Below are 18,415 nucleotides of genomic sequence, written 5' to 3'. Positions count from 1 at the left end.
GCACCGTTCGGCGCGGATTCCGGCCGACAGCACGATCACTGCGGAGGGTTGACTTACCCGCCGGTAATCTTCGCCCCGACTTCCGACGCGGGCGAGAACAGGCAGGCGACGTGACCCCTGGCCAGGTGACCCCGCGCCCGGTGCGGCGCCGTCACCCGGCGCCGGGCTCCCGGGCGCTGCGCGGCCTTCCGCTGCGACCGCTGCTGCTGGTCCTCGCCGTGGAACTCCTCGCCGCGGCCGCGGTCGTGGCCGGGGTGCTCCTCGTGCCCGCACCGTCGCGCTCGGAGTGGCTGCTCGCCGGCCTGCTGGGCCTGGTCGCCGTGGCCCACACCGAGCTGTCGGTCAACGCCGAGCGCATCCGGCGTCGGATCGCCGAGACGCGCTACGTCAACATGACCTCGGTCTGGACCTTCTCCGCCGCGCTGCTGCTGCCCCCCGGACTCGCGACCGCGGTCGTCGGCGTCGTCTACCTGCACCTCTACCTGCGGGTCTCGCGGCCCAGCGGGACGCCGCCGCACCGGCAGGTGTTCAGCGCGGCGACGGTCCTGCTGGCGGTGCACGCCGTCGCGGCGCTGCGGCTGCCCGGCGGTGCCGCACCCGGCAGCTTCGGCGACCCCCAGGACGCGGCGACCGTGCTCGTCGCCCTGGGCGTGTACACCGCGGTGAACACGCTGCTGGTGGTGTCGGTGCTGCGGCTGACCTCCCCCGGCTCGCGGTTCCTCGCCATCCTGCGCGGCGGCGACGTCGGGCTCGAGCTCGCGACGCTGTCCATCGGCGGTCTGGTCGCGGTGGTGCTGGCCGACACCTCCCCCTGGTACGCGCTGCTCGCGGTGCTGCCGCTGATGGTGGTGGAGCAGACGACGCTGGTCCGCCAGCTCGAGGCCCGGGTCGACACCGACGCCAAGACCGGGCTGCTGAACCCGGCGGCCTGGCAGTGGCGCACCCGGCGGCTGCTCGAACGCGGTGCGCGCGCCCACCGCGCCGTCGCCGTGCTGATCCTCGACCTGGACCACTTCAAGTCGGTCAACGACCGGCACGGCCACCTCGCCGGTGACGACGTGCTGCAGGCCGTCGCCGACGTGCTCACGGCCGAGGTCCGCGACGACGACCTGGCCGGCCGGTTCGGCGGCGAGGAGTTCGTCGTCGCGGTCGGCGGGCTGCGGCCCGACGCCGCGCTCGGCCGGGCCCGCGAGGTCGCCGAGCGCATCCGGCACAGCGTGCGGGAGCTGACCGTGCAGACCGCGAGCGCCGGGCCGGTCGACGGGCTGTCGGTGTCGATCGGGGTCGCCGCCTCGCCGGAGCACGGCACGGACCTGAACCGGCTGCTCGCCGCCGCCGACGCCGCGCTCTACGAGGCCAAGCACGACGGCCGCGACCGGGTGCGGGTCCGCCGCCCCGACCCGCCCGCGGCGCCGGGCGTGGCCACACCGCCCGTCGGGCTGAGCTACGGCACCTGAGCCCGGCGGGCTCAGAGGCCGAGCAGCAGCCGGGCGAGGTCCTTCCACTGCGCCAGCATCGGGTCGCTGCCCGGGTCACGCGGGTCGAACGTGTAGGTCAGCGACGTGCCGCGCATCGAGGTGAGGAGAAGGTCGCGCAGCTGGCGGAACCGCGGCCGCGACGCCAGCTCCTCGCCGAACATGCGCGCCATCGACGCGCGGATCGCCGCACCGAGCCGCTTCTCCTCCGGGCGCAGCGCCTCGGCGATCTCGCTGTTGGACCGGGCCGCGGTCCACAGCTCGACGGCCGCCCAGAAGTGCGGCTCGGAGAAGCTCTCCCAGAGCAGCTCGATGACCAGGTCGGCCCGCTCCGCGCGGCCGACCGGCGTGGCCCGGAGCACCCGGTTGATCCGCTCCTCGGTGTCGGCGACGCGCTTGACCGCGAGGTGCTGCGCCGCGGCGACCAGCAGCCGGTCACGGCTCGGGAAGTGGTGCAGCAGCCGTCCCCGTGACACGTCGGCCGCGGACTGGATGGTCAGCGTGGTGGACCCGGAGTAGCCGCCGTCGATCAGGCAGGCGACGGCGGCGTCCAGGATCCGGGCGCGGCTGTCCTCGGACCGCTGCGCCCGGGTCCTGGTCACCGGCGCGTTCTCGGTGCTCATGAACGCAGGATCGGCTCAGAGTCCGAGACCCCGGCCGATCACCTCCTTCATGATCTCGGTGGTGCCGCCGTAGATCCGGGTGATCCGCGCGTCGGCGTAGGCCTTGGAGACCGGGTACTCGCTCATGTAGCCGTAGCCGCCGTGCAGCTGCAGGCAGCGGTCGGCGACCCGGCCCTGCAGCTCGGTGCACCAGTACTTCGCCTTCGAGGCGTCGACGGCGGTGAGCTCGCCCGCGTTCAGGGCGCGCACGCAGTCGTCGACGTAGTGCTCGGCGAGGTCGACCTCGGTGTCCATCTCGGCGAGGGCGAACTTGGAGTTCTGGAACGAGCCGACCGGCGACCCGAAGGCCTTGCGCTCCTTGACGTAGTCCAGCGTCCCGTTCAGGGTCGCCCGCGCCGCGGCCACCCCGGCGACCGCGATGGACAGCCGCTCCTGCGGCAGCTTCTCGACGAGCTGGACGAACCCCCGGCCCTCCTCGCCGCCGAGCAGGTTCTCCACCGGCACCTTCACGTCGGTGAAGGACAGCTCGGCGGTGTCCTGGGCGTGCATGCCCAGCTTGTCGAGGTTGCGGCCCCGCTCGAAGCCCTCCATCCCGCGCTCGAGCACGAGCAGGCTCATGCCCTTGTGCTTCTGCGACGGGTCGGTCTTCACCGCGACGACGACGAGGTCGGCGTTGATCCCGTTGGTGATGAAGGTCTTCGCGCCGTTGACGACGTAGTGGTCGCCGTCGCGGATCGCGGTCGTGGACATCGACGCCAGGTCCGAGCCGATCCCCGGCTCGGTCATGGCGATCGCGAGGATCTTCTCCCCCGCCGTGACACCCGGCAGCCACCGCTGCTTCTGCTCGTCGGTGGTGTAGGTGAGCAGGTAGGGCAGCACGATGTCGTTGTGCAGGGTGAGACCCAGCCCGGAGCCGGCCGCGCCGACGCGCAGCAGCTCCTCGCTGATCACGGCGTTGAAACGGAAGTCCCTGACCCCGCCGCCGCCGTACTCCTCGGGCGCGTCGATGCCCAGGAAGCCGTTGGCGCCCGCCGTCGTGAACAGCTCACGGGCGACGGCGCCGTCGCGCTCCCACTGCGCCTCGTGCGGGACGATCTCCTTCTCGACGAAGGCGCGGAACGCCTCCCGGAAGTCCTCGTGGTCGGACTCGTAGAGCGTGCGCTTCACGGCGCCGCCCTCCCCTCGGTGGTGGTGGTCTAGCGCGGCTGCATCCGGATCGCGCCGTCGAGGCGGATCGTCTCGCCGTTGAGCATCGGGTTCTCGACGATGTGGGCGGCGAGACGCCCGTACTCCGACGGGATCCCGAGCCGCGACGGGTGCGGGACCTGCGTGCCCAGCGAGGTCTTGACGTCCTCGGGCAGGCCGGCCAGCAGCGGGGTCTCGAACAGGCCCGGGGCGATGGTGCAGACCCGGATGCCGAGGTCGGCCAGGTCGCGGGCGATCGGCAGGGTCATGCCGACGATGCCGCCCTTGGACGCGGAGTACGCGGCCTGCCCGATCTGCCCCTCGAACGCGGCGACGGAGGCGGTGTTGATGATGACGCCGCGGTCGCCGTCGACCGGCTCGGACTTCGCGATCCGCTCGGCCGCGAGCCGGATCACGTTGAACGTGCCGATCAGGTTGACGTTGATGACCTTGATGAACCCGTCCAGCGGGAACGGGCCCTTCTTGCCGTAGGTCTTGATGCCGTTGCCGATGCCGGCGCAGTTGACCGCGACGCGGACCGTGCCGAGCTCCTCGGCGGCGTCGAGGGCGGCGGTGACCTGCTCGGAGTTGGTGACGTCGGCGGCGACGAAGCGCACGTTCTCGCCCAGCTTGTCGGCGACGGCCTCGCCCTGCGACGACGGCAGGTCGATGATCAGCACCTTCGCGCCGAGCTCGAGGAAGCGCTCGGTGGTGGCCAGGCCGAGGCCGGACGCACCGCCGGTGACGACGGCGACGGAACCGGAGATGTCCATGGGGTGTGTCGTTCCTTCCGTGGGGGGAGCCGGGACTTACAGGAGCTCGAGGATGGTGGCGTTGGCCTGCCCGCCGCCCTCGCACATGGTCTGCAGGCCGTAGCGGATGCCGTTGTCGCGCATGTGGTGCACCAGGGTCGTCATGATCCGGGCACCGGAGCCGCCCAGCGGGTGGCCCAGCGCGATCGCACCGCCGTCGGGGTTGAGCCGCTCGGCGACAGCGGCGTCGTCGCCGGCGATGTCGGCGAGCCAGGCCAGCGGGACGGGCGCGAACGCCTCGTTGACCTCGAAGGCGCCGATGTCGTCGAGCGAGAGGCCCGAGCGCTTCAGCGCCTTCTCGGTGGCCGGGATCGGCGCGGTCAGCATGATGACCGGGTCGGCGCCGGCGAGCACCGCGGTGTGCACGCGGGCGATCGGGGTCAGGCCGAGCTCGCGGGCCTTCTCACTGGTGGTCATCAGCAGCGCGGCCGAGCCGTCGGAGATCTGCGAGGAGTTGCCGGCGTGGATGACGCCGCCCTGGTCGGCGTCCTTGAACACCGTCTTGAGCTGGGCGAGGCCCTCCAGCGTGCCGCCGCGGCGCACGCCCTCGTCGGCGGTGACGCCGGCCAGCGGCGCGATCTGCCCGTCGAACCGGCCGTCGTCCTGGGCGGCGGCGGCGCGCTCGTGCGACTGCAGGGCGAACTCGTCGAGGCGCTGCCGGGAGAAGCCCCACTTCTCGGCGATCATCTCGGCGCCGACGCCCTGGTTCGGCGCGACGCCGTAGCGCTCGGCGAAGTCGCTGCCCAGCGGGTCCTGGTCCTGGCGCGAGGAGCCCATCGGGACCCGGGTCATGGACTCGACGCCGCCGGCGACGGCCACGTCGTAGTGCCCGGCGATCAGACCGGCCGCGGCGAAGTGCACGGACTGCTGGCTCGACCCGCACTGGCGGTCGACGGTCACACCGGTGACCGTCTCGGGGAACCCGGCGGCCAGGGCGGCGTTGCGGCCGATGTCGAAGGTCTGCTCGCCGCTCTGGGACACGCAGCCCCAGATCACGTCCTCGATCTGCGACGGGTCGACACCGGACCGCTCGACCAGGCTGCGCAGCACGTGGGCCGACAGGTCGGTGGGGTGGACGCCGGCGAGGCCGCCCTTGCGCTTGCCGACCGGGCTGCGCACGGCCTCGACGATGACTGCGTCTCGCACGTCCTTCGCTCCTTCGCGATGGCGGGGTCGGCGCCTGCGGTGGCGCCGTCAACGGTGCGACGGTAACAGAAAACAGTCAGCGTTGACTGCCACGGGGCTGTGCGACCCGGGTCACGCCCGCGGCGCCGCCCGGACACCGGGCGCGACCGGGCCGAGCCGTCCCAGTGCGACGACCCCCCACCCGAGCAGCAGGAACCCCCCGGCCAGCCGGGCGACGTTGGACGCGAGGCCGGCCGCACCGACCGCGTCCGGGTCGAGGAACCAGTACGGCGCCCGGCGCCCCGCGGAGTTGAGCACCGCCAGCGCGAGCCCCAGGTAGGCGGCCGGGAACAGCAGCCACAGCGGCGGGTGCCACCAGCGCAGCCGCTCCCGCTCCGGGCGCACGAGCACCCAGTCGGCCAGCGCCAGCAGCGGCACGACCACGTGCAGCAGCACGTTCGGCGTCGTGAAGCCCGCGGAGCGCCCGGTCAGGAACAGCAGCCAGACCGAGCCGGCCGCGAGCAGGTACACCACCACCGCGCCGCGCAGGGCGGGGCGCGCACCGGCGCCCCGCGTCGGCCCGGCCAGCAGGGTCCACGCGTAGAACACCGCGGCGAGCAGGTTGACCTGGTAGGTGAAGGTCGTCAGCCGCCAGGCCACCCCGCTGCGCGAGGTCAGCTCGACGACGAGGAGCGCCGTCAGCACGCAGGCGACGACGGCCCCGCGCAGGACGACGGCCGGCAGGGCGTGACGGGGCGCGGAGTGGTGCACGAGCCGGTCAACGCGCCGGGGCGCCCACCGGGTTCCCGCGCGCGCCGACGGTGATCCCGGTCATGTCGCGGCGCGGCACATCGTTTGCGTGATGCAACCTGATCATGAGCAATGCTCACAGATCCTGGGAGGTCCCGTGTCCGCAGCACAGCCCGGCAACGTCCCGTCCGGCGGCAACAGCGTCGCCGGCGGGTGGGACGTCACCCGCAGCGTCGGTGCGACCGCCCTCGCCGTCGCGGCCGCGCGGGCCGCCGAGGCCGAGCGCCCCGGCCCGCTGGTCGTCGACCCGTTCGCCCGCGCGCTCGTCGACGCCGCCGGACCGGACGTGCCGCTGCCCCGCGGGGCCGACGCCGGCGACGACTGGGGCGCCCTGGTGGACATGATGGCGATCCGCACCCGGGTGCTGGACGCGGCGCTGCTCGCGGCGGCCGCGGACGGCGTCCGGCAGGTGGTGGTGCCCGCGACCGGTCTCGACGCGCGGTCGCACCGGCTCCCCTGGCCGGGCGGCACGACCCTGTACGGGATCGACCAGCCCGGGGTGCTGCGCCACACCGCGGGCGTGCTCGGCACGGCGCGGGCGCGGGCGCGGCGGGTCGACGTGCCGTGCGACCTGCGCGACGACTGGCCCGCGGCGCTGCGGGCGGCCGGGTTCGACCCGGCCCGCCCGACCGCGTGGCTGGTGGAGGGCCTGCTGCCCTACCTGCCGCCCGACGCCGAGGCCGGGCTGCTCGCCCGGATCGACGCGCTGTCGGCACCGGGCAGCCGGGTCGCGCTCGAGGCGGTCGACCTCGCCGTCGCCGACGAGTACCTGCGCTCCGACGCGGTCCGGGAGATGGTGGCCGCGACGGGCTGCGACCTCGGCGCGCTGTGGGACACCCGGCGCAGGCCCCCCGCGACGACGGTGCTGCGCGCGGCCGGGTGGGACGCCCGGGAGCGCACCCTGGGCGCGCTCGGCGCGGAGCTGGGCCGCGACCCGTCCGGCCCGCTCGGCGGGCTCGTCGCGCACGCGGTGATCGTCGAGGCCGCCCGCTGAGGGACCGCGCCGGGCCGGCGGCCTGCGCGGTCCCCCGGCCCGGTCAGACCGCGGCGGTGCGCCCGGCGCCGGCCGGGTCCTGCACCGGGGTGGCCTGTGCGTCCGCGTCCGCGTCCCGGACCGGTGCGCCGCCGTCGCGGGCCAGGATCCCCTCCTGCGCGGCCACGACGGTCGGGACGGTGATCTGCCCGGCCACGTTGGTCGCGGTGCGCATCATGTCCAGGATCGGGTCGATGCCGATCACGACCGCGATCCCGGCCGCGATGACCGCGGGCGGCATGCCGACCGCGGCCAGGGTCAGCGTCAGCATGGTGAACCAGCCGGTGGTGCCCGCGGTGGCGAGCGCGCCGAACACCGCGACGGCCACGATCACCAGGTACTGCCAGGCGGCGAGCTCGATCCCCGAGAGGTGCGCGATGAAGATCGTCGCCAGGGCCGGGTAGACCGCGGCGCAGCCGTCCATCTTGGTCGTGGTCGCCAGCGGCACGGCGAAGCCGGCGTAGTTGCGGTCGACGCCCAGGTCGATCGCGGCCTGGCGGGACAGCGGCAGCGAGGCCCCCGAGGACCGGGACACGAACGCGAACTGCAGCACCGGCCAGGTCACGCCGAAGAACCGGCGCGGCCCGATGCCCGCGACGACCTTGAGCAGCAGCGGGTAGACGCCGAACAGCACGATCGCGCAGCCGAGGTAGACGGTGCCGATCAGCCCGGCCAGCGAGCCGACGACGCCGCTGCCGTAGGTGGCGAAGGCGTTGCCGATCAGGCCGAGCACACCGACCGGGGCGAGCACGACGACCCAGCCGATGATCGTCAGGACGATGTCGAACGCGGAGCGGGAGAACGCGACGAACGGCTCGGCCCGCTCCCCCAGCGCGTACGCGGCCGCACCGATGAGCAGCGCGGCGACGACGACCTGCAGCACGTCGCCACCGGCGAACGCGGCGATCGGGTTGTCCGGCACCAGGTTGGTGAGCAGCGCCTGCCACGAGCCCGCCGTCTTCTCCCCGACGGCCGCGACGTCGTCCGGGTCGGGGGTGATCGTGACCCCCGCACCGGGGCGGGCGACGAGGCCGATCACGATGCCGATGACGACGGCGACCAGCGAGGTGCCGGCGAACCAGGCGACCGTGCGCCCGCCGAGCCGGGCCGCGGTGCGGCCGCCGCCGAGGTCGCGCAGGCTGACGATGCCGACCACGATCGCGAGGAACACGAGCGGGACGACGGTGAACTGCAGCAGCCCGGTGAACAGGGTGCCGACGGTGTCGAGGGTGGTGGCCAGCCACTCCTGGCCGGTGACCCGGGCGGTCAGCCCGAGCAGGGCGCCGAGGACGAGCCCGGCGACGGTGAGCAGCGCGAACACGCGCGGGCGGCGCCAGGCACGGGCGGCGCGGACGACGAAGGACACGGGATTCCCCCTGGTGGAGCGGTACGGGTGCGGACGGCGGTCACGCCCGACAGCCCGTCGTCCCGCGCCGGCCGTGGTCGATCACCCGCCGGCGCACCAGTCCCGTCCCACTCCCACGCACAGCAGGTCCCAACACCGCGGCCGCACCGGCTCTTCCCCGGCCCGGCCGCGGCGCGGGTGATCCGCGCCATGCCCGCCCGGTCACCGCCGCGGCGCGGGGGCGGCCGGCGCCGGCTCCTCGGTGCCGACGGTCGCGAGGTCGACACCGCGCGTCTCGGGCAGCAGGTAGACCGTCAGCCCGGACACGAGCAGCAGCACGATCGCGTAGCCGAGGAACAGGCCCGGGCGGCCGATCCCGGCGAACAGCGTCTGCAGGTAGGGCGCCGTCCCGCCGAACAGCGCGACGGCCAGCGAGTACGGCACCCCGAGCCCCGCGGCCCGGATGCCGGTCGGGAACATCTCGGCGTAGAGCGCCGGGCCGACCGCGCAGCCCGCGCCGATCAGCGCCAGCGCGACCGTCATCGCGACGAACAGCGACGGCCCGTCGTGGATCATCGCGTCCAGCGGGAACAGCAGCACGATCAGCACCGCGCCGGGCACGAGCAGGGTGCGGCGGCGCCCGAACCGGTCCGAGGCCGCCCCCCACAGCGGCAGCAGCACCATGAAGATCGCGAGCGCGCCGGCACCCGCCCACAGCGACGCCGCCGGGTCCACCCCGCGCGCGGTGATCGCGTACGCGGGCGCGGCGACCGACCAGACGTAGTAGACGACGGTCAGCCCGCTGGTCAGGAACACCACCCGGGCCAGCGCCTTCGGACGGGCCACGACCTGGCGCCACAGCGACGGCCCGGGCGCGGCGGTGCGTTCGGTCTCGTCGGCGACGTAGGTGTCGGACTCGCGCATCCGCAGCCGCATGACCAGGGCGTAGAGCCCGAAGACGCCCCCGACGACGAACGGCACCCGCCACCCGACGGACGCCATCTGCTCGCGGGTCAGGGTGCTCGACAGGACCGCGCCCAGCACGGTGCCGACCAGGATGCCCGCGGTGCCGGAGAAGTAGATCAGGCTCGACCACAGCCCGCGCCGCGGCGGCGGGGCCATCTCGGCGAGGTAGGTCTGCGCGGCCGGGAGCTCGCCACCGTGGGCGAGGCCCTGCGCGAGCCGGGCGAGGAGCAGCACGGCCGGGGCGGCGATGCCGATGGTCTCGTAGGTCGGGACCAGCCCGATCACGAGGCTGCCGACCGCGGCCGTCGCGACGCACAGCGCCATCGACAGCTTCCGGCCCCGGCGGTCGGCGACCCAGCCGAACACGAACCCGCCGAACGGGCGGGCGACGAACCCCACGGCGAACACGGCGAGGGTCTTGAGCAGGGCGGTGCCGGTGTCGTCGCCGGCGAAGAACTGCGGCGCGAAGAACGCCGAGAACGTCGCGTAGACGTTCCAGTCGAACCACTCCATGGCGTTGCCGGCACCGATCCCGAGGATCGTGCGACGGCGCTCGGTGCGCTCGGTGCTCATGCCGCCACCCCCGCGAGCCGGGTGGTGGCCAGGGCGGCGTAGAGGGCGGCGGCGTCGCCGAGGACGGCGTCGTCGAACCGGGCCAGCGGCGAGTGGTTCATGGGCGCGGAGTCCGGGTCGGTGCCGGGCGGGCAGGCGCCCATCCCGAGGAACGCCCCGGGGACGGCGGCGAGCACCCGGGAGAAGTCCTCCGAGCCGCTCACCGGGTCGGCGGCGAGCCGGAAGCGCTCCTCGCCGAGCAGCTCGGCACACACCCCGGCGGCGAAGCCGGCCTCGTCGGGGTCGTTGACGGTGCGCGGGTACTCGTCGGTCCAGCTCACCTCCGCACGCACCCCGTGGGCCGCGGCGACGCCGTCGCACACCTCGCGCACGACCTGCGGCAGCAGCGCCGCGTGGGCGTCGGAGAAGCTGCGCACGGTCGCCTCGAACCGCGCGGTGTCGGGGATGACGTTGCGCCGGGTGCCCGCCTGCACGACGCCGACGGTGAGCACGACCGGGTCGAACATGTCGAAGCGGCGGGTCACCATCGTCTGCAGGGCGGTGATCATCTCCGCGGCCGCGGCGATCGGGTCGCGCGCGGTGTGCGGGTTGGAGCCGTGCCCGCCTGCGCCGTGCACGACGACGTCGAGGGCGTGCGAGGCGGACAGGAACACCCCGGGCCGGGTGGTGACCAGCCCGGCGGGCATCCGGTTGGCGAACACGTGCAGGCCGTAGGCGTGGTCGGCGCGCCGGCCCGCGGCGGACAGGACCCCCTCGGCGATCATGTGGCCGGCGCCGTCGAAGCCCTCCTCACCGGGCTGGAACATGAACACGACGTCGCCGGCGAGCCGGTCGCGGTGCGCGCACAGCAGCCGGGCGGCCCCGGCGAGCGCGGCGGTGTGCAGGTCGTGGCCGCAGGCGTGCATGGTGCCGGTGGCCGCGGCGAAGCTCTCGCCGGAGCTCTCGGCGACGGGCAGCCCGTCCATGTCGCCGCGGAGCAGGACGACCGGGCCGTCGCCGCCGTCGCCGCCCGCGCCGCCGCGCAGCACCGCGGTGACCGAGGTGGTGCTCGTGCCCTCGGTGATCTCGAGCGGCAGTCCCTGCAGCGCGGCGAGCACCCGGTCGCGGGTGCGGGGCAGCGTCAGGCCGACCTCCGGTTCGCGGTGCAGCTCCCGGCGCAGCCGCACCAGGTCCGGCTGCAGCGACCGGGCGTCGTCACGAAGATCCACGGCAGTCCCCTCGTCTCCTCGCGGCGGGCCACGCCGCCCGCCCGCGGTCGTCGCCGAGTCTGGGGAGCCGGGCGTTACGACACGTAACATCGAACGATCCGATCCGGATCGGAGGCGTCGTGGACGGAATCGACCGGTCACCGCTGTCGGAGGACGACTTCGCGCTCGTCCACGCCCTGCAGCTGCACCCGCGGGCGAGCTGGTCGGGGCTGGCCCCGGTGCTCGGCGCGGCACCCGCGACCCTGGCCCGGCGCTGGGCGCGGCTGCACGGCTCCGGGCACGCCTGGATCAGCACCTATCCGGTGGTGCGCGAGGACGCCATGCAGGTCGCGCTGGTGGAGGTCGACTGCGCCCCCGGCCGGCTCGACGCGGTGGCCGCCACGCTGGACTCCGAGCCGTCGGTGATGACCATCGAGTACGCCGCCCGCGGCCGGGACCTGCTGCTGACCGTGAACGCGGCGTCGTTCGCGGCGCTGTCCGGGCTGGTCCTGGACCGGATCGGGCGGATCGAGGGGGTCGCGTCGGCCCGCACCCACCTGGCGTCGCGGGTGCACCGGGAGGGCAGCGGGTGGCGTCTGGACGCCCTCGACGCCCGTCAGGTCGCGGCCGTGCGGGCGCTGCGCCGCGCGGACACCGGCCCGCCCGGGCCGCCGGTCGACCTGCGCGGCCCGGTCTACCGGCCGCTGGTGCAGGAGCTGGGCGCCGACGGCCGGGCGAGCGCGGCCGTGCTCGCGCAGCGGGCCGGGCGGCCGGCCTCGACGGTGCGCCGCCAGCTGGCGGCGCTGGTGCGGTCGCGCTCGCTGGTGTTCCGCTGCGAGATCGCACAGCTGCTGACCCGGTGGCCGATCTGCGTGACCTGGTGGATCGGGCTCCCGACGGCCGGGGTCGAGGACGCGGTGCGCCGCGTCCGGACCGACCCGCGGGTGCGCCTGTGCCTGTCGCTGACCGGACCGGAGAACCTGCTGATCACGGCGTGGACGCACTCGCTCGGCGAGCTCGTCGGGATGCAGTCGGCGCTGGAGCGCGACCTGCCCGACGCCCGGATCGCCGACACCTCGGTCATCCTGCGCACGCGCAAGCGGATGGGCTGGCTGCTTCATCCCGACGGGCGCTGCACCGGGCGCGGGGTGCCGGTGTTCGGCGGGTGAGGCGCCCGCTCAGCCGCCGACGGCGAGCGCGGGCGCGAACACCGCGCTGGAGCTGCGGCCGGTGCGCACGAGCTCGGCCACGAGCTCACCGACCGCGGGCGCGTACTTGAAGCCCTGCCCGGAGAAGCCGCCCAGCATCACCACCCGCGGCGACCACGACCCGAGCGCGACGACGCCGCGGCGCGCCGCGGTGTAGCCCTCCACGTAGGACTCGGTGCGCACCGGGCGCGTCGACATCCCGGTGAAGCGGCGCGCGACCGGACCGGCCCAGGTGCGGGCGTAGCCGGCGTCGACGACGGGGTGGTGGTCGGCCGGTGAGTGGACGCGCGGCTGCGGCTGCTGGTGGTTGATCTTGACGGTGGCACCGTCGACGGCCGGGAAGAACGTGTGGACCGGCGCGCCGGTGTGCAGCCCCGGCGGGAAGTGCGCGGCGTCGAAGCGCCGCGGGTCGCGCACCGGGAACCAGGTCAGCACGACGCGGCGCTGCTCGACGTCGAGCACCCCCGGCATCAGGACGGCGGCGTGCCCGGTCGCGAGGACGACGGCGTCGGCGACCGTCTCGCCCTCCAGGGTGTGCAGCACGACGCGGCCGCGGCGGCGTCCGATCCCGAGCACGGTGGTGTCCTCGCGCACCGCCGCCCCGGCCCGCCGGGCCCGGTCGACCAGCGCGCGGGTCGCCGGTCCGGCCGTGATCAGGCCGCCGGCCGGGTCCAGGACGGCGACCTCGCCGTCGCGCAGGCGGTGCCCCGGCCAGCGCTCGGCGGCCGCGGCCGGGTCGAGCACGCTCGTGCGGCCGCGCAGCGCCACCGCCCGCACCCGCGGGTCGTCGGCCGGGCCGACGGTGAGCGCACCGCAGGCGGTGAACGCCGCGCCGGGCAGCCCGGTCCACAGCTCACGGCTGCGGTCGAGCAGGCGGACGTGCTCGGGCCCGGCGCCGACGGCGGTCCGGAAGATCCGGGTCTCGCCGCCGGAGCCGCCGTCGGGGTGCCCGACCCGCCCGGACTCCAGCCCGACGCAGGAGACACCGGCGCGGGCCAGCGCGAGCAGCGACGAGGCGCCGAGCACGCCCAGCCCGACGACGGCGCACTCCACCGCTCGCGTCGTCACGGGTGGTGCGGCCGTGTCCGGGCGTCCGCGGGCAACGGGACGCGGGCGGGGTCGCGCGGCAGCCGTCCCGGCCAGACCAGGCACAGCAGCGGTGGGGCGCCCACGGCACGCAGCGCGGCGACCGCGGTGACGACCTCGTCCGCGCCGGTCCCCGCGGTCTCGACGGCGAGCACGGCCGGACCGGCGTCGCGCAGCAGCTGCAGGTCGGTGTGCGAGAGCCGCGGGACCCGCAGGGCCCGCACGTGCGGTCCCTCCGGGGCGGGCGTGCGGGGCGCACCGGGCGTCAGGTCCCGGTAGCCGCGCTCGTCCCCGACCAGCGCGGCCGCCTTGACCAGCTCGGACGCGACGTCGCAGGCGGGCTCGCGGGTCAGCTGCACGACGGTGACCCGCTCGGCGCCGCGCAGCAGGTCGCGGTAGGCGCCGGCCAGGCGCGGGACCGCGTCCGGGGCGGAGCCGGGCGCGAGCACCGGCACGTCGAGCCGGCCACGGAGCCGGTCGTCGGGGTGCGCCTCGGGCAGCAGGCCCCGGGCGCGGCGCACCGCGGGGACGCCGAGCCCGGCCAGCAGCAGCGCGGCGAGCGCTCCGGCACCGGCGGCGCCGGCGGTCCACCAGGCCGTCGGGACCTCCGGTGCGGCGACCGGGTCCGGCCCGTCGACGACGACGGTCACCTGCCCCGTCCGGTCGGCCAGCGCGCGGCCGAACTGGTCGGCGACCGGGTCGGTGCCGGTGGCCCCGGCGGCCTGGGCGTCGGCGGCACGCCGGTCGAGCTCGGCGCGCAGCGGCGCGGTGCCCGCGGTCGTGACGGCGGAGTCGAGCGCCCCGATCCGCTCGCGCAGCGCGGTGACGGCGTCCCCGGCCAGCGCGGTCGCGGTCCCGGCGTCGGTGCCGGTGGCGCGCACGGCGAGCACGCCGGGCTCCGGCGCGGTGACGACGAGCCGCCCGGCCAGGTCGGCCGCGGTGCTGCCGGTGAGCTCGGCGACGCGGTCGGTGAAGGCGGCACTGCCCGCGGCCGCGAGCGCCCGCGCGGTGGCGGGCCCGGGGTCGGCGGTGCCGACCGAGCCCACCTGCACCGAGGTCGTCGCGACGGTGGGCGGCGGGAACAGCACCGCGAGTCCGGCGGCGCCGGCCGCGGCGAGCAGCACGACCCCGGCGACGGGGCCGCGGCGGCGACGCAGCGACGCCCCGATCTCCCGCAGCGGGCCGTTGCGGTCGGCCGCGGCGGGCCGGCCCGCGACGGGTGGCACCGGGGCCTGCGGCGGCGCACTGCCGTCCCGATGCTCCGGCACGGCAGGCGGCCGCGACGGGGTGGGCGGCGGCACCGACGGCGGCACCGGCGGCGGCACCGACGGCACGACCGGAGCCGCCGGGCGCAGGGCCCGGGCGGGTGGCGCACCGCCGTTCGTCCGCCCGTTCACCGGCGGGGCCTGCGGCGTCGCCGCCGGGGGGCCGCCCGCCGGCGGCGCGGGTGGCGCCGTCGCGGCGGACGGGACGGGACGGTGGGCGGGGCCCGGCGGTGCCCACGCCGGGTCCGGCTCGGAGGTGCGCGGACGGTCCCCGCCGGTCGCGCCCCCCACCGTCGAGGTGCGGACCGTCGCGGACTCCGGTCCGGTGCCCGTGGCCGGCAGGGTCGCGTCGACCCCGCCCTGCTCGACCGCGCCGTGCTCGGCCTCGCGCGGCTCGGCGGTGCGTGCCGCGGCGCCGGGCACCTGCAGCCCGGCCCGGCGGGGCCGGTCCCCGACGGTCGCCGGGGCCGCAGGCGGCGCGGGTGGCGTGGGACCCGCGGGCAGCGCGGTCGTCGCGGGTTCCGCGCCGGCGCAGTCTCCGCTCTCGCGCCGGAACGGCGTGGGGCGGGGCCGGTCGGCGTCCCCGCCGGGCGCGCCGTCCCGGCGCGGCACGACCAGCGGCGCGCGGGGCGTCCTCGTGCGGGCCATCAGTACGTCCCCGCGACCAGGGCCGGCCCGTCGGCGACGCCGGTCTCCGGGCGCGGCCGCGGCACCCCGGCGGCCGCGTCGGCCCCGAAGTGCTCCGCCAGCCACGACGGCCGGTAGACCGTGTCGAGGTAGCGCTCCCCCATGTCCGGGGCGAGCGCGACGGCGGTGGTGCCGGCGTCGCCGTGGCGGCGCAGCCAGTCCGCCGCCCCCGCGACGACCGTGCCGGTCGACCCGCCGAACAGGAACCCGCGGCGGGCGAGCCGGTGGCAGGCGTCGAGGGTGTCGGGCTCGGAGACGTGCACGACGTCGTCCACGAAGGACTCGTCGAGCAGCGCCGGGCGCACGCTGGTGCCCAGACCCGGGATGAGCCGCGGCGTGGGCCGGTCGCCGAAGGTGACCGACCCGGCGGAGTCGACCGCGACCACGCGGACCCGGCGGGGCCGGGACCGGAAGTAGCGGGCGCAGCCCATCAGCGTCCCCGTGGTGCCGGCGCCGACGAACACGACGTCGAGGTCGGGGAACGCGGCCTCGATCTGCGGGCCGGTGCTCACCAGGTGCGAGCCCCAGTTCTCCGGGTTGGCGTACTGGTTGAGCCACACGTAGCGCTCGTCGGCGTCGACCAGCGAGCGGACCAGCGCGATGCGGGTGGCGAGGAACCCGCCCGCGGCGTCGGGGGTGTCGACGACGCGCACGTCGGCGCCCAGTGCCTCCATCAGCCGGTGCGTGGCGGGGTTGCACCGCGGATCGGTGATGCAGACGAAGCGGTAGCCGCGGCTGGCCGCGATCATCGCCAGGGCGACGCCGAGGTTGCCCGAGGACGACTCGACCAGGATCGAGCCGGGCCGCAGCAGCCCGACCCGCTCGGCGTCGGTGACCATGCCCAGCGCGGCCTTCAGCTTGACCGAACCGGCGAAGTTGAAGCCCTCGCACTTGAGGTAGAGCGACCGGCCGAGGATGCCGGTGAGGTCCACGTACAGGTCGTCGGTGTTGAACTGCTCGGGTGCGGAGATGACGGTCATCGTCGATCCTCCTGTACCGGTGGTGGTGAGCTAGCCGTGCCGGCTCAGCTCGTGGAAGAAGTCGTCGACGGTGTGCAGTTCGCCTGCGCGGGCGACCTCGGCGTGGACGAAGCGGCCCACGGCGAGGTCGAGGACCCCGAGCCCGAACGGGGAGAACACGACCGTGCGGTCGGCGGGGACCGCGAGGGTCCCGTCGAGCACCTGGTCCAGCGTCCCGTCGACGAAGTCGCGGTTGCCGGTGGCCTGCTCGGCCAGGTGCGGGGAGGTGTCGGCCTTGAGGCAGTGCTCGACGTCGTCGAGGACGTTGAACGAGCTCAGGACGACTTCGGCGGACAGGTCGCGCAGCGACACGTTCAGGACAAGGGGGTGGTGGTCGAACCAGGCCGGGTCGTGCACGTGCGGCGTGCCCGCGACCGTCGCGAAGATCACCAGGTCGCTGCCGCGGATCAGGGACTCGGCCGAGTCGTGGATGCGGACCTCGCCCGGGGCGGTGCGCTGCACGTGCCCGCGGAAGCCCTCGGCGGACTCGGCGGACAGGTCGACGATCCCGACCTCGTCGAAGCTCCAGCCGGTGCCGACGAGGAACTGGTGGATGTAGCGCGCGATCAGCCCGGTGCCGACGAACCCGACCCGGCGCGGGCGCGCCCGGTCGGCCGACAGTCGGTCGGCCGCCGACGCCGCCGACGCCGCGGTGCGCGTCGCGGAGATGATCGAGCTCTCCAGGCAGGCGTAGGGGTAGCCGGTCACCTGGTCGTTGAGGATCAGCACCGCCGAGGCCCGGGGGACGCCGCGGGCGACGTTCTCCGGGAAGCTCGAGATCCACTTGATGCCGTCGACGCCGGCCTGATCACCCGAGCCGCCCAGCGAGGCGGGCAGCGCGATGATCCGCGAGCTCGGACGGTCCGGGAAGCGTAGGAAGTACGACGGCGGGTTGACCGTCGCACCGGCGCCGTGCACCCGGTAGGTGTCCTCGACCAGCTCGACGATCTCCTTCTCCCGCCCGGCCAGCGCCCGCGCCACCTGGGCGCCGGGCACCACGGAGAAGCCGGGGACGGTCACGGGGTCCATCAGGCCACCTCGAAGGACGGGACGGCGACGCCGTCGGTCATGGCGACGACCACGTGCCGGTCGCCGGTGTAGGGGTCGCGGCCGTGGGCGAACCGCAGGTTGTCCACCACGAGCAGGTCGCCGTCGGCCCACGGGACACGCAGGGCGTGCCGGTCGTGCGCGGCGTTGATCTCGTCGACGACCGCCTCGGGGACCGGGCTGCCGTCGCCGAAGCGGGTGGAGAACGGCAGCCCGGCCGGGCCGTGCATCTCCAGCAGGAACTCGCGGACCTCGGGGTCCATCGCGTACTCGGACAGGAAGGCGATCTGGTTGAACCAGACCCGCCGTCCGGTCACCGGGTGCGCGAGCACGCCGTGGCGGCGCTGGCGGGTGCGCAGGCCGCCGTCGGGGGTCCACGCGGTGTCGATGGCGTTGGCCCGGCAGTAGCGCTCGACGGCGTCGCGGTCGGCGGTGCCGAACGCCTGCTCCCAGGACGCGCCGATGTCGTCGCCGTAGGAGCGGGTGAGGACCCACCCCTCACGCTCGACGCGGTCGACCAGCCCCGGGGGCAGGTCCGCGGCGACCCGGGCGGTGTCGACCAGCGTGGTCGCGCCGCCGGTCTGCGGGGCGCGCAGGCAGGCGAACAGCAGCGTCGCCGGGGTCTGAAGGACGTAGGACAGCTCGTGGTGTGCGCACATCACCTGCTTGGACGGCCACGGCGTCGCCGAGTAGACCCCGTCGGACAGCAGGTCGCGTGGCGCGAAGGCCTCCCGCTCGACGTAGCTGCCGGTCCCCAGCCGGGCAGCCACGCCGGAGACGTCGGCGACGGTGCGCAGGCCGAGCCCGCGCACCAGCACCACCCCGTGCTCGTCGAGCAGGTCGCGCAGGTCGTCGCCGTGGCGGTCGCACCAGCCGGCGGCGTCGCCGCCCGGTCCGGCGTCGAGCAGCGGCGGTCGTCCGGGATGCAGGCGCACCCCCAGCAGTGATCCGGTCATCGTGTTCCCCCTG

General features: G+C 75.5%; 16 protein-coding genes. 3 read left to right on the top strand and 13 right to left on the bottom strand.

All coding sequences use genetic code 11. The features are described 5' to 3' along the window. The first annotated feature begins 110 nt into the window (after positions 1-110). Positions 111-1,457, top strand: a complete 1,347-nt coding sequence (locus WJX68_RS01340; protein ID WP_340285621.1) for a GGDEF domain-containing protein — start codon at positions 111-113, stop codon at positions 1,455-1,457. Positions 1,458-1,468: 11 nt separating this feature from the next. On the opposite strand, the gene WJX68_RS01335 is transcribed toward WJX68_RS01340, so the two are convergent. The 5 genes from WJX68_RS01335 to WJX68_RS01315 form a co-directional block, all read right to left on the bottom strand. Further along, positions 1,469-2,098, bottom strand: a complete 630-nt coding sequence (locus tag WJX68_RS01335) for a TetR/AcrR family transcriptional regulator (RefSeq protein ID WP_340285620.1) — start codon at positions 2,096-2,098, stop codon at positions 1,469-1,471. A 15-nt stretch (positions 2,099-2,113) separates the two neighbouring features. Next, a complete protein-coding gene (locus tag WJX68_RS01330) occupies positions 2,114-3,265 on the bottom strand; it encodes an acyl-CoA dehydrogenase family protein (protein WP_340285619.1) in 1,152 nt (383 codons plus the stop codon). A 29-nt stretch (positions 3,266-3,294) separates the two neighbouring features. After that, entirely contained in the window at positions 3,295-4,056 is a 762-nt protein-coding gene (locus WJX68_RS01325) for a 3-hydroxyacyl-CoA dehydrogenase (protein WP_340285617.1), read from the bottom strand. Positions 4,057-4,092: 36 nt separating this feature from the next. Beyond that, positions 4,093-5,241 carry a thiolase family protein gene (locus WJX68_RS01320; RefSeq protein WP_340285616.1) on the bottom strand — a complete coding sequence of 383 codons (1,149 nt, stop codon included), beginning with the start codon at positions 5,239-5,241 and terminating at the stop codon, positions 4,093-4,095. A gap of 111 nt (positions 5,242-5,352) precedes the next feature. Then, positions 5,353-5,991 (bottom strand): Pr6Pr family membrane protein, encoded by a 639-nt coding sequence (locus WJX68_RS01315; RefSeq protein ID WP_340285615.1) that lies wholly within the window; start codon positions 5,989-5,991, stop codon positions 5,353-5,355. A 136-nt stretch (positions 5,992-6,127) separates the two neighbouring features. Here WJX68_RS01315 and WJX68_RS01310 point away from each other — a divergent pair, with 136 nt between their 5' ends. Further along, entirely contained in the window at positions 6,128-7,024 is an 897-nt protein-coding gene (locus tag WJX68_RS01310) for an SAM-dependent methyltransferase (RefSeq protein WP_340285614.1), read from the top strand. Positions 7,025-7,067: 43 nt separating this feature from the next. On the opposite strand, the gene WJX68_RS01305 is transcribed toward WJX68_RS01310, so the two are convergent. From WJX68_RS01305 to WJX68_RS01295, 3 genes are all read right to left on the bottom strand, one after another. Continuing rightward, complete coding sequence (locus WJX68_RS01305) at positions 7,068-8,429, bottom strand: dicarboxylate/amino acid:cation symporter (protein ID WP_340285613.1); 1,362 nt, start codon at positions 8,427-8,429, stop codon at positions 7,068-7,070. A gap of 201 nt (positions 8,430-8,630) precedes the next feature. Continuing rightward, entirely contained in the window at positions 8,631-9,947 is a 1,317-nt protein-coding gene (locus tag WJX68_RS01300; protein ID WP_340285612.1) for an MFS transporter, read from the bottom strand. After that, on the bottom strand, positions 9,944-11,155 hold the full coding sequence (locus WJX68_RS01295; protein WP_340285611.1) for a M20 metallopeptidase family protein: 1,212 nt from the start codon (positions 11,153-11,155) through the stop codon (positions 9,944-9,946). The genes WJX68_RS01300 and WJX68_RS01295 overlap by 4 nt, the downstream gene beginning before the upstream one ends. Positions 11,156-11,274: 119 nt before the next feature. On the opposite strand from WJX68_RS01295, the gene WJX68_RS01290 reads away from it, so the two are divergent. Continuing rightward, positions 11,275-12,303 (top strand): Lrp/AsnC family transcriptional regulator, encoded by a 1,029-nt coding sequence (locus tag WJX68_RS01290; protein ID WP_340285610.1) that lies wholly within the window; start codon positions 11,275-11,277, stop codon positions 12,301-12,303. Positions 12,304-12,312: 9 nt separating this feature from the next. Here the strand turns inward: WJX68_RS01290 and WJX68_RS01285 are convergent, their stop codons facing one another. The 5 genes from WJX68_RS01285 to WJX68_RS01265 are packed head-to-tail and all read right to left on the bottom strand — an operon-like array spanning position 12,313 to position 18,402. Beyond that, positions 12,313-13,410 carry an FAD-dependent oxidoreductase gene (locus WJX68_RS01285; RefSeq protein WP_340285608.1) on the bottom strand — a complete coding sequence of 366 codons (1,098 nt, stop codon included), beginning with the start codon at positions 13,408-13,410 and terminating at the stop codon, positions 12,313-12,315. After that, on the bottom strand, positions 13,407-15,341 hold the full coding sequence (locus tag WJX68_RS01280) for a hypothetical protein (protein ID WP_340285607.1): 1,935 nt from the start codon (positions 15,339-15,341) through the stop codon (positions 13,407-13,409). Before WJX68_RS01280 ends, WJX68_RS01285 begins: the two co-directional genes overlap by 4 nt. Continuing rightward, positions 15,341-16,360 carry a 2,3-diaminopropionate biosynthesis protein SbnA gene (sbnA, locus tag WJX68_RS01275; RefSeq protein ID WP_340285606.1) on the bottom strand — a complete coding sequence of 340 codons (1,020 nt, stop codon included), beginning with the start codon at positions 16,358-16,360 and terminating at the stop codon, positions 15,341-15,343. The genes WJX68_RS01280 and sbnA overlap by 1 nt, the downstream gene beginning before the upstream one ends. A 30-nt stretch (positions 16,361-16,390) precedes the next feature. Further along, positions 16,391-17,428, bottom strand: a complete 1,038-nt coding sequence (sbnB, locus tag WJX68_RS01270; RefSeq protein WP_340285605.1) for a 2,3-diaminopropionate biosynthesis protein SbnB — start codon at positions 17,426-17,428, stop codon at positions 16,391-16,393. Beyond that, the gene (locus WJX68_RS01265; protein ID WP_340285604.1) at positions 17,428-18,402 is read right to left on the bottom strand and encodes a TauD/TfdA family dioxygenase; all 975 of its coding nucleotides are present in this window, start codon (positions 18,400-18,402) and stop codon (positions 17,428-17,430) included. Before WJX68_RS01265 ends, sbnB begins: the two co-directional genes overlap by 1 nt. Between the last annotated feature and the right edge of the window lie 13 nt (positions 18,403-18,415).

The sequence above is a fragment of the Pseudonocardia spirodelae genome (assembly GCF_037727765.1).
Taxonomy (GTDB): domain Bacteria; phylum Actinomycetota; class Actinomycetes; order Mycobacteriales; family Pseudonocardiaceae; genus Pseudonocardia; species Pseudonocardia spirodelae.
The sequence above is the reverse complement of the archived record's forward strand: the minus strand, read 5'-3'. Positions and strand labels throughout refer to the sequence as shown.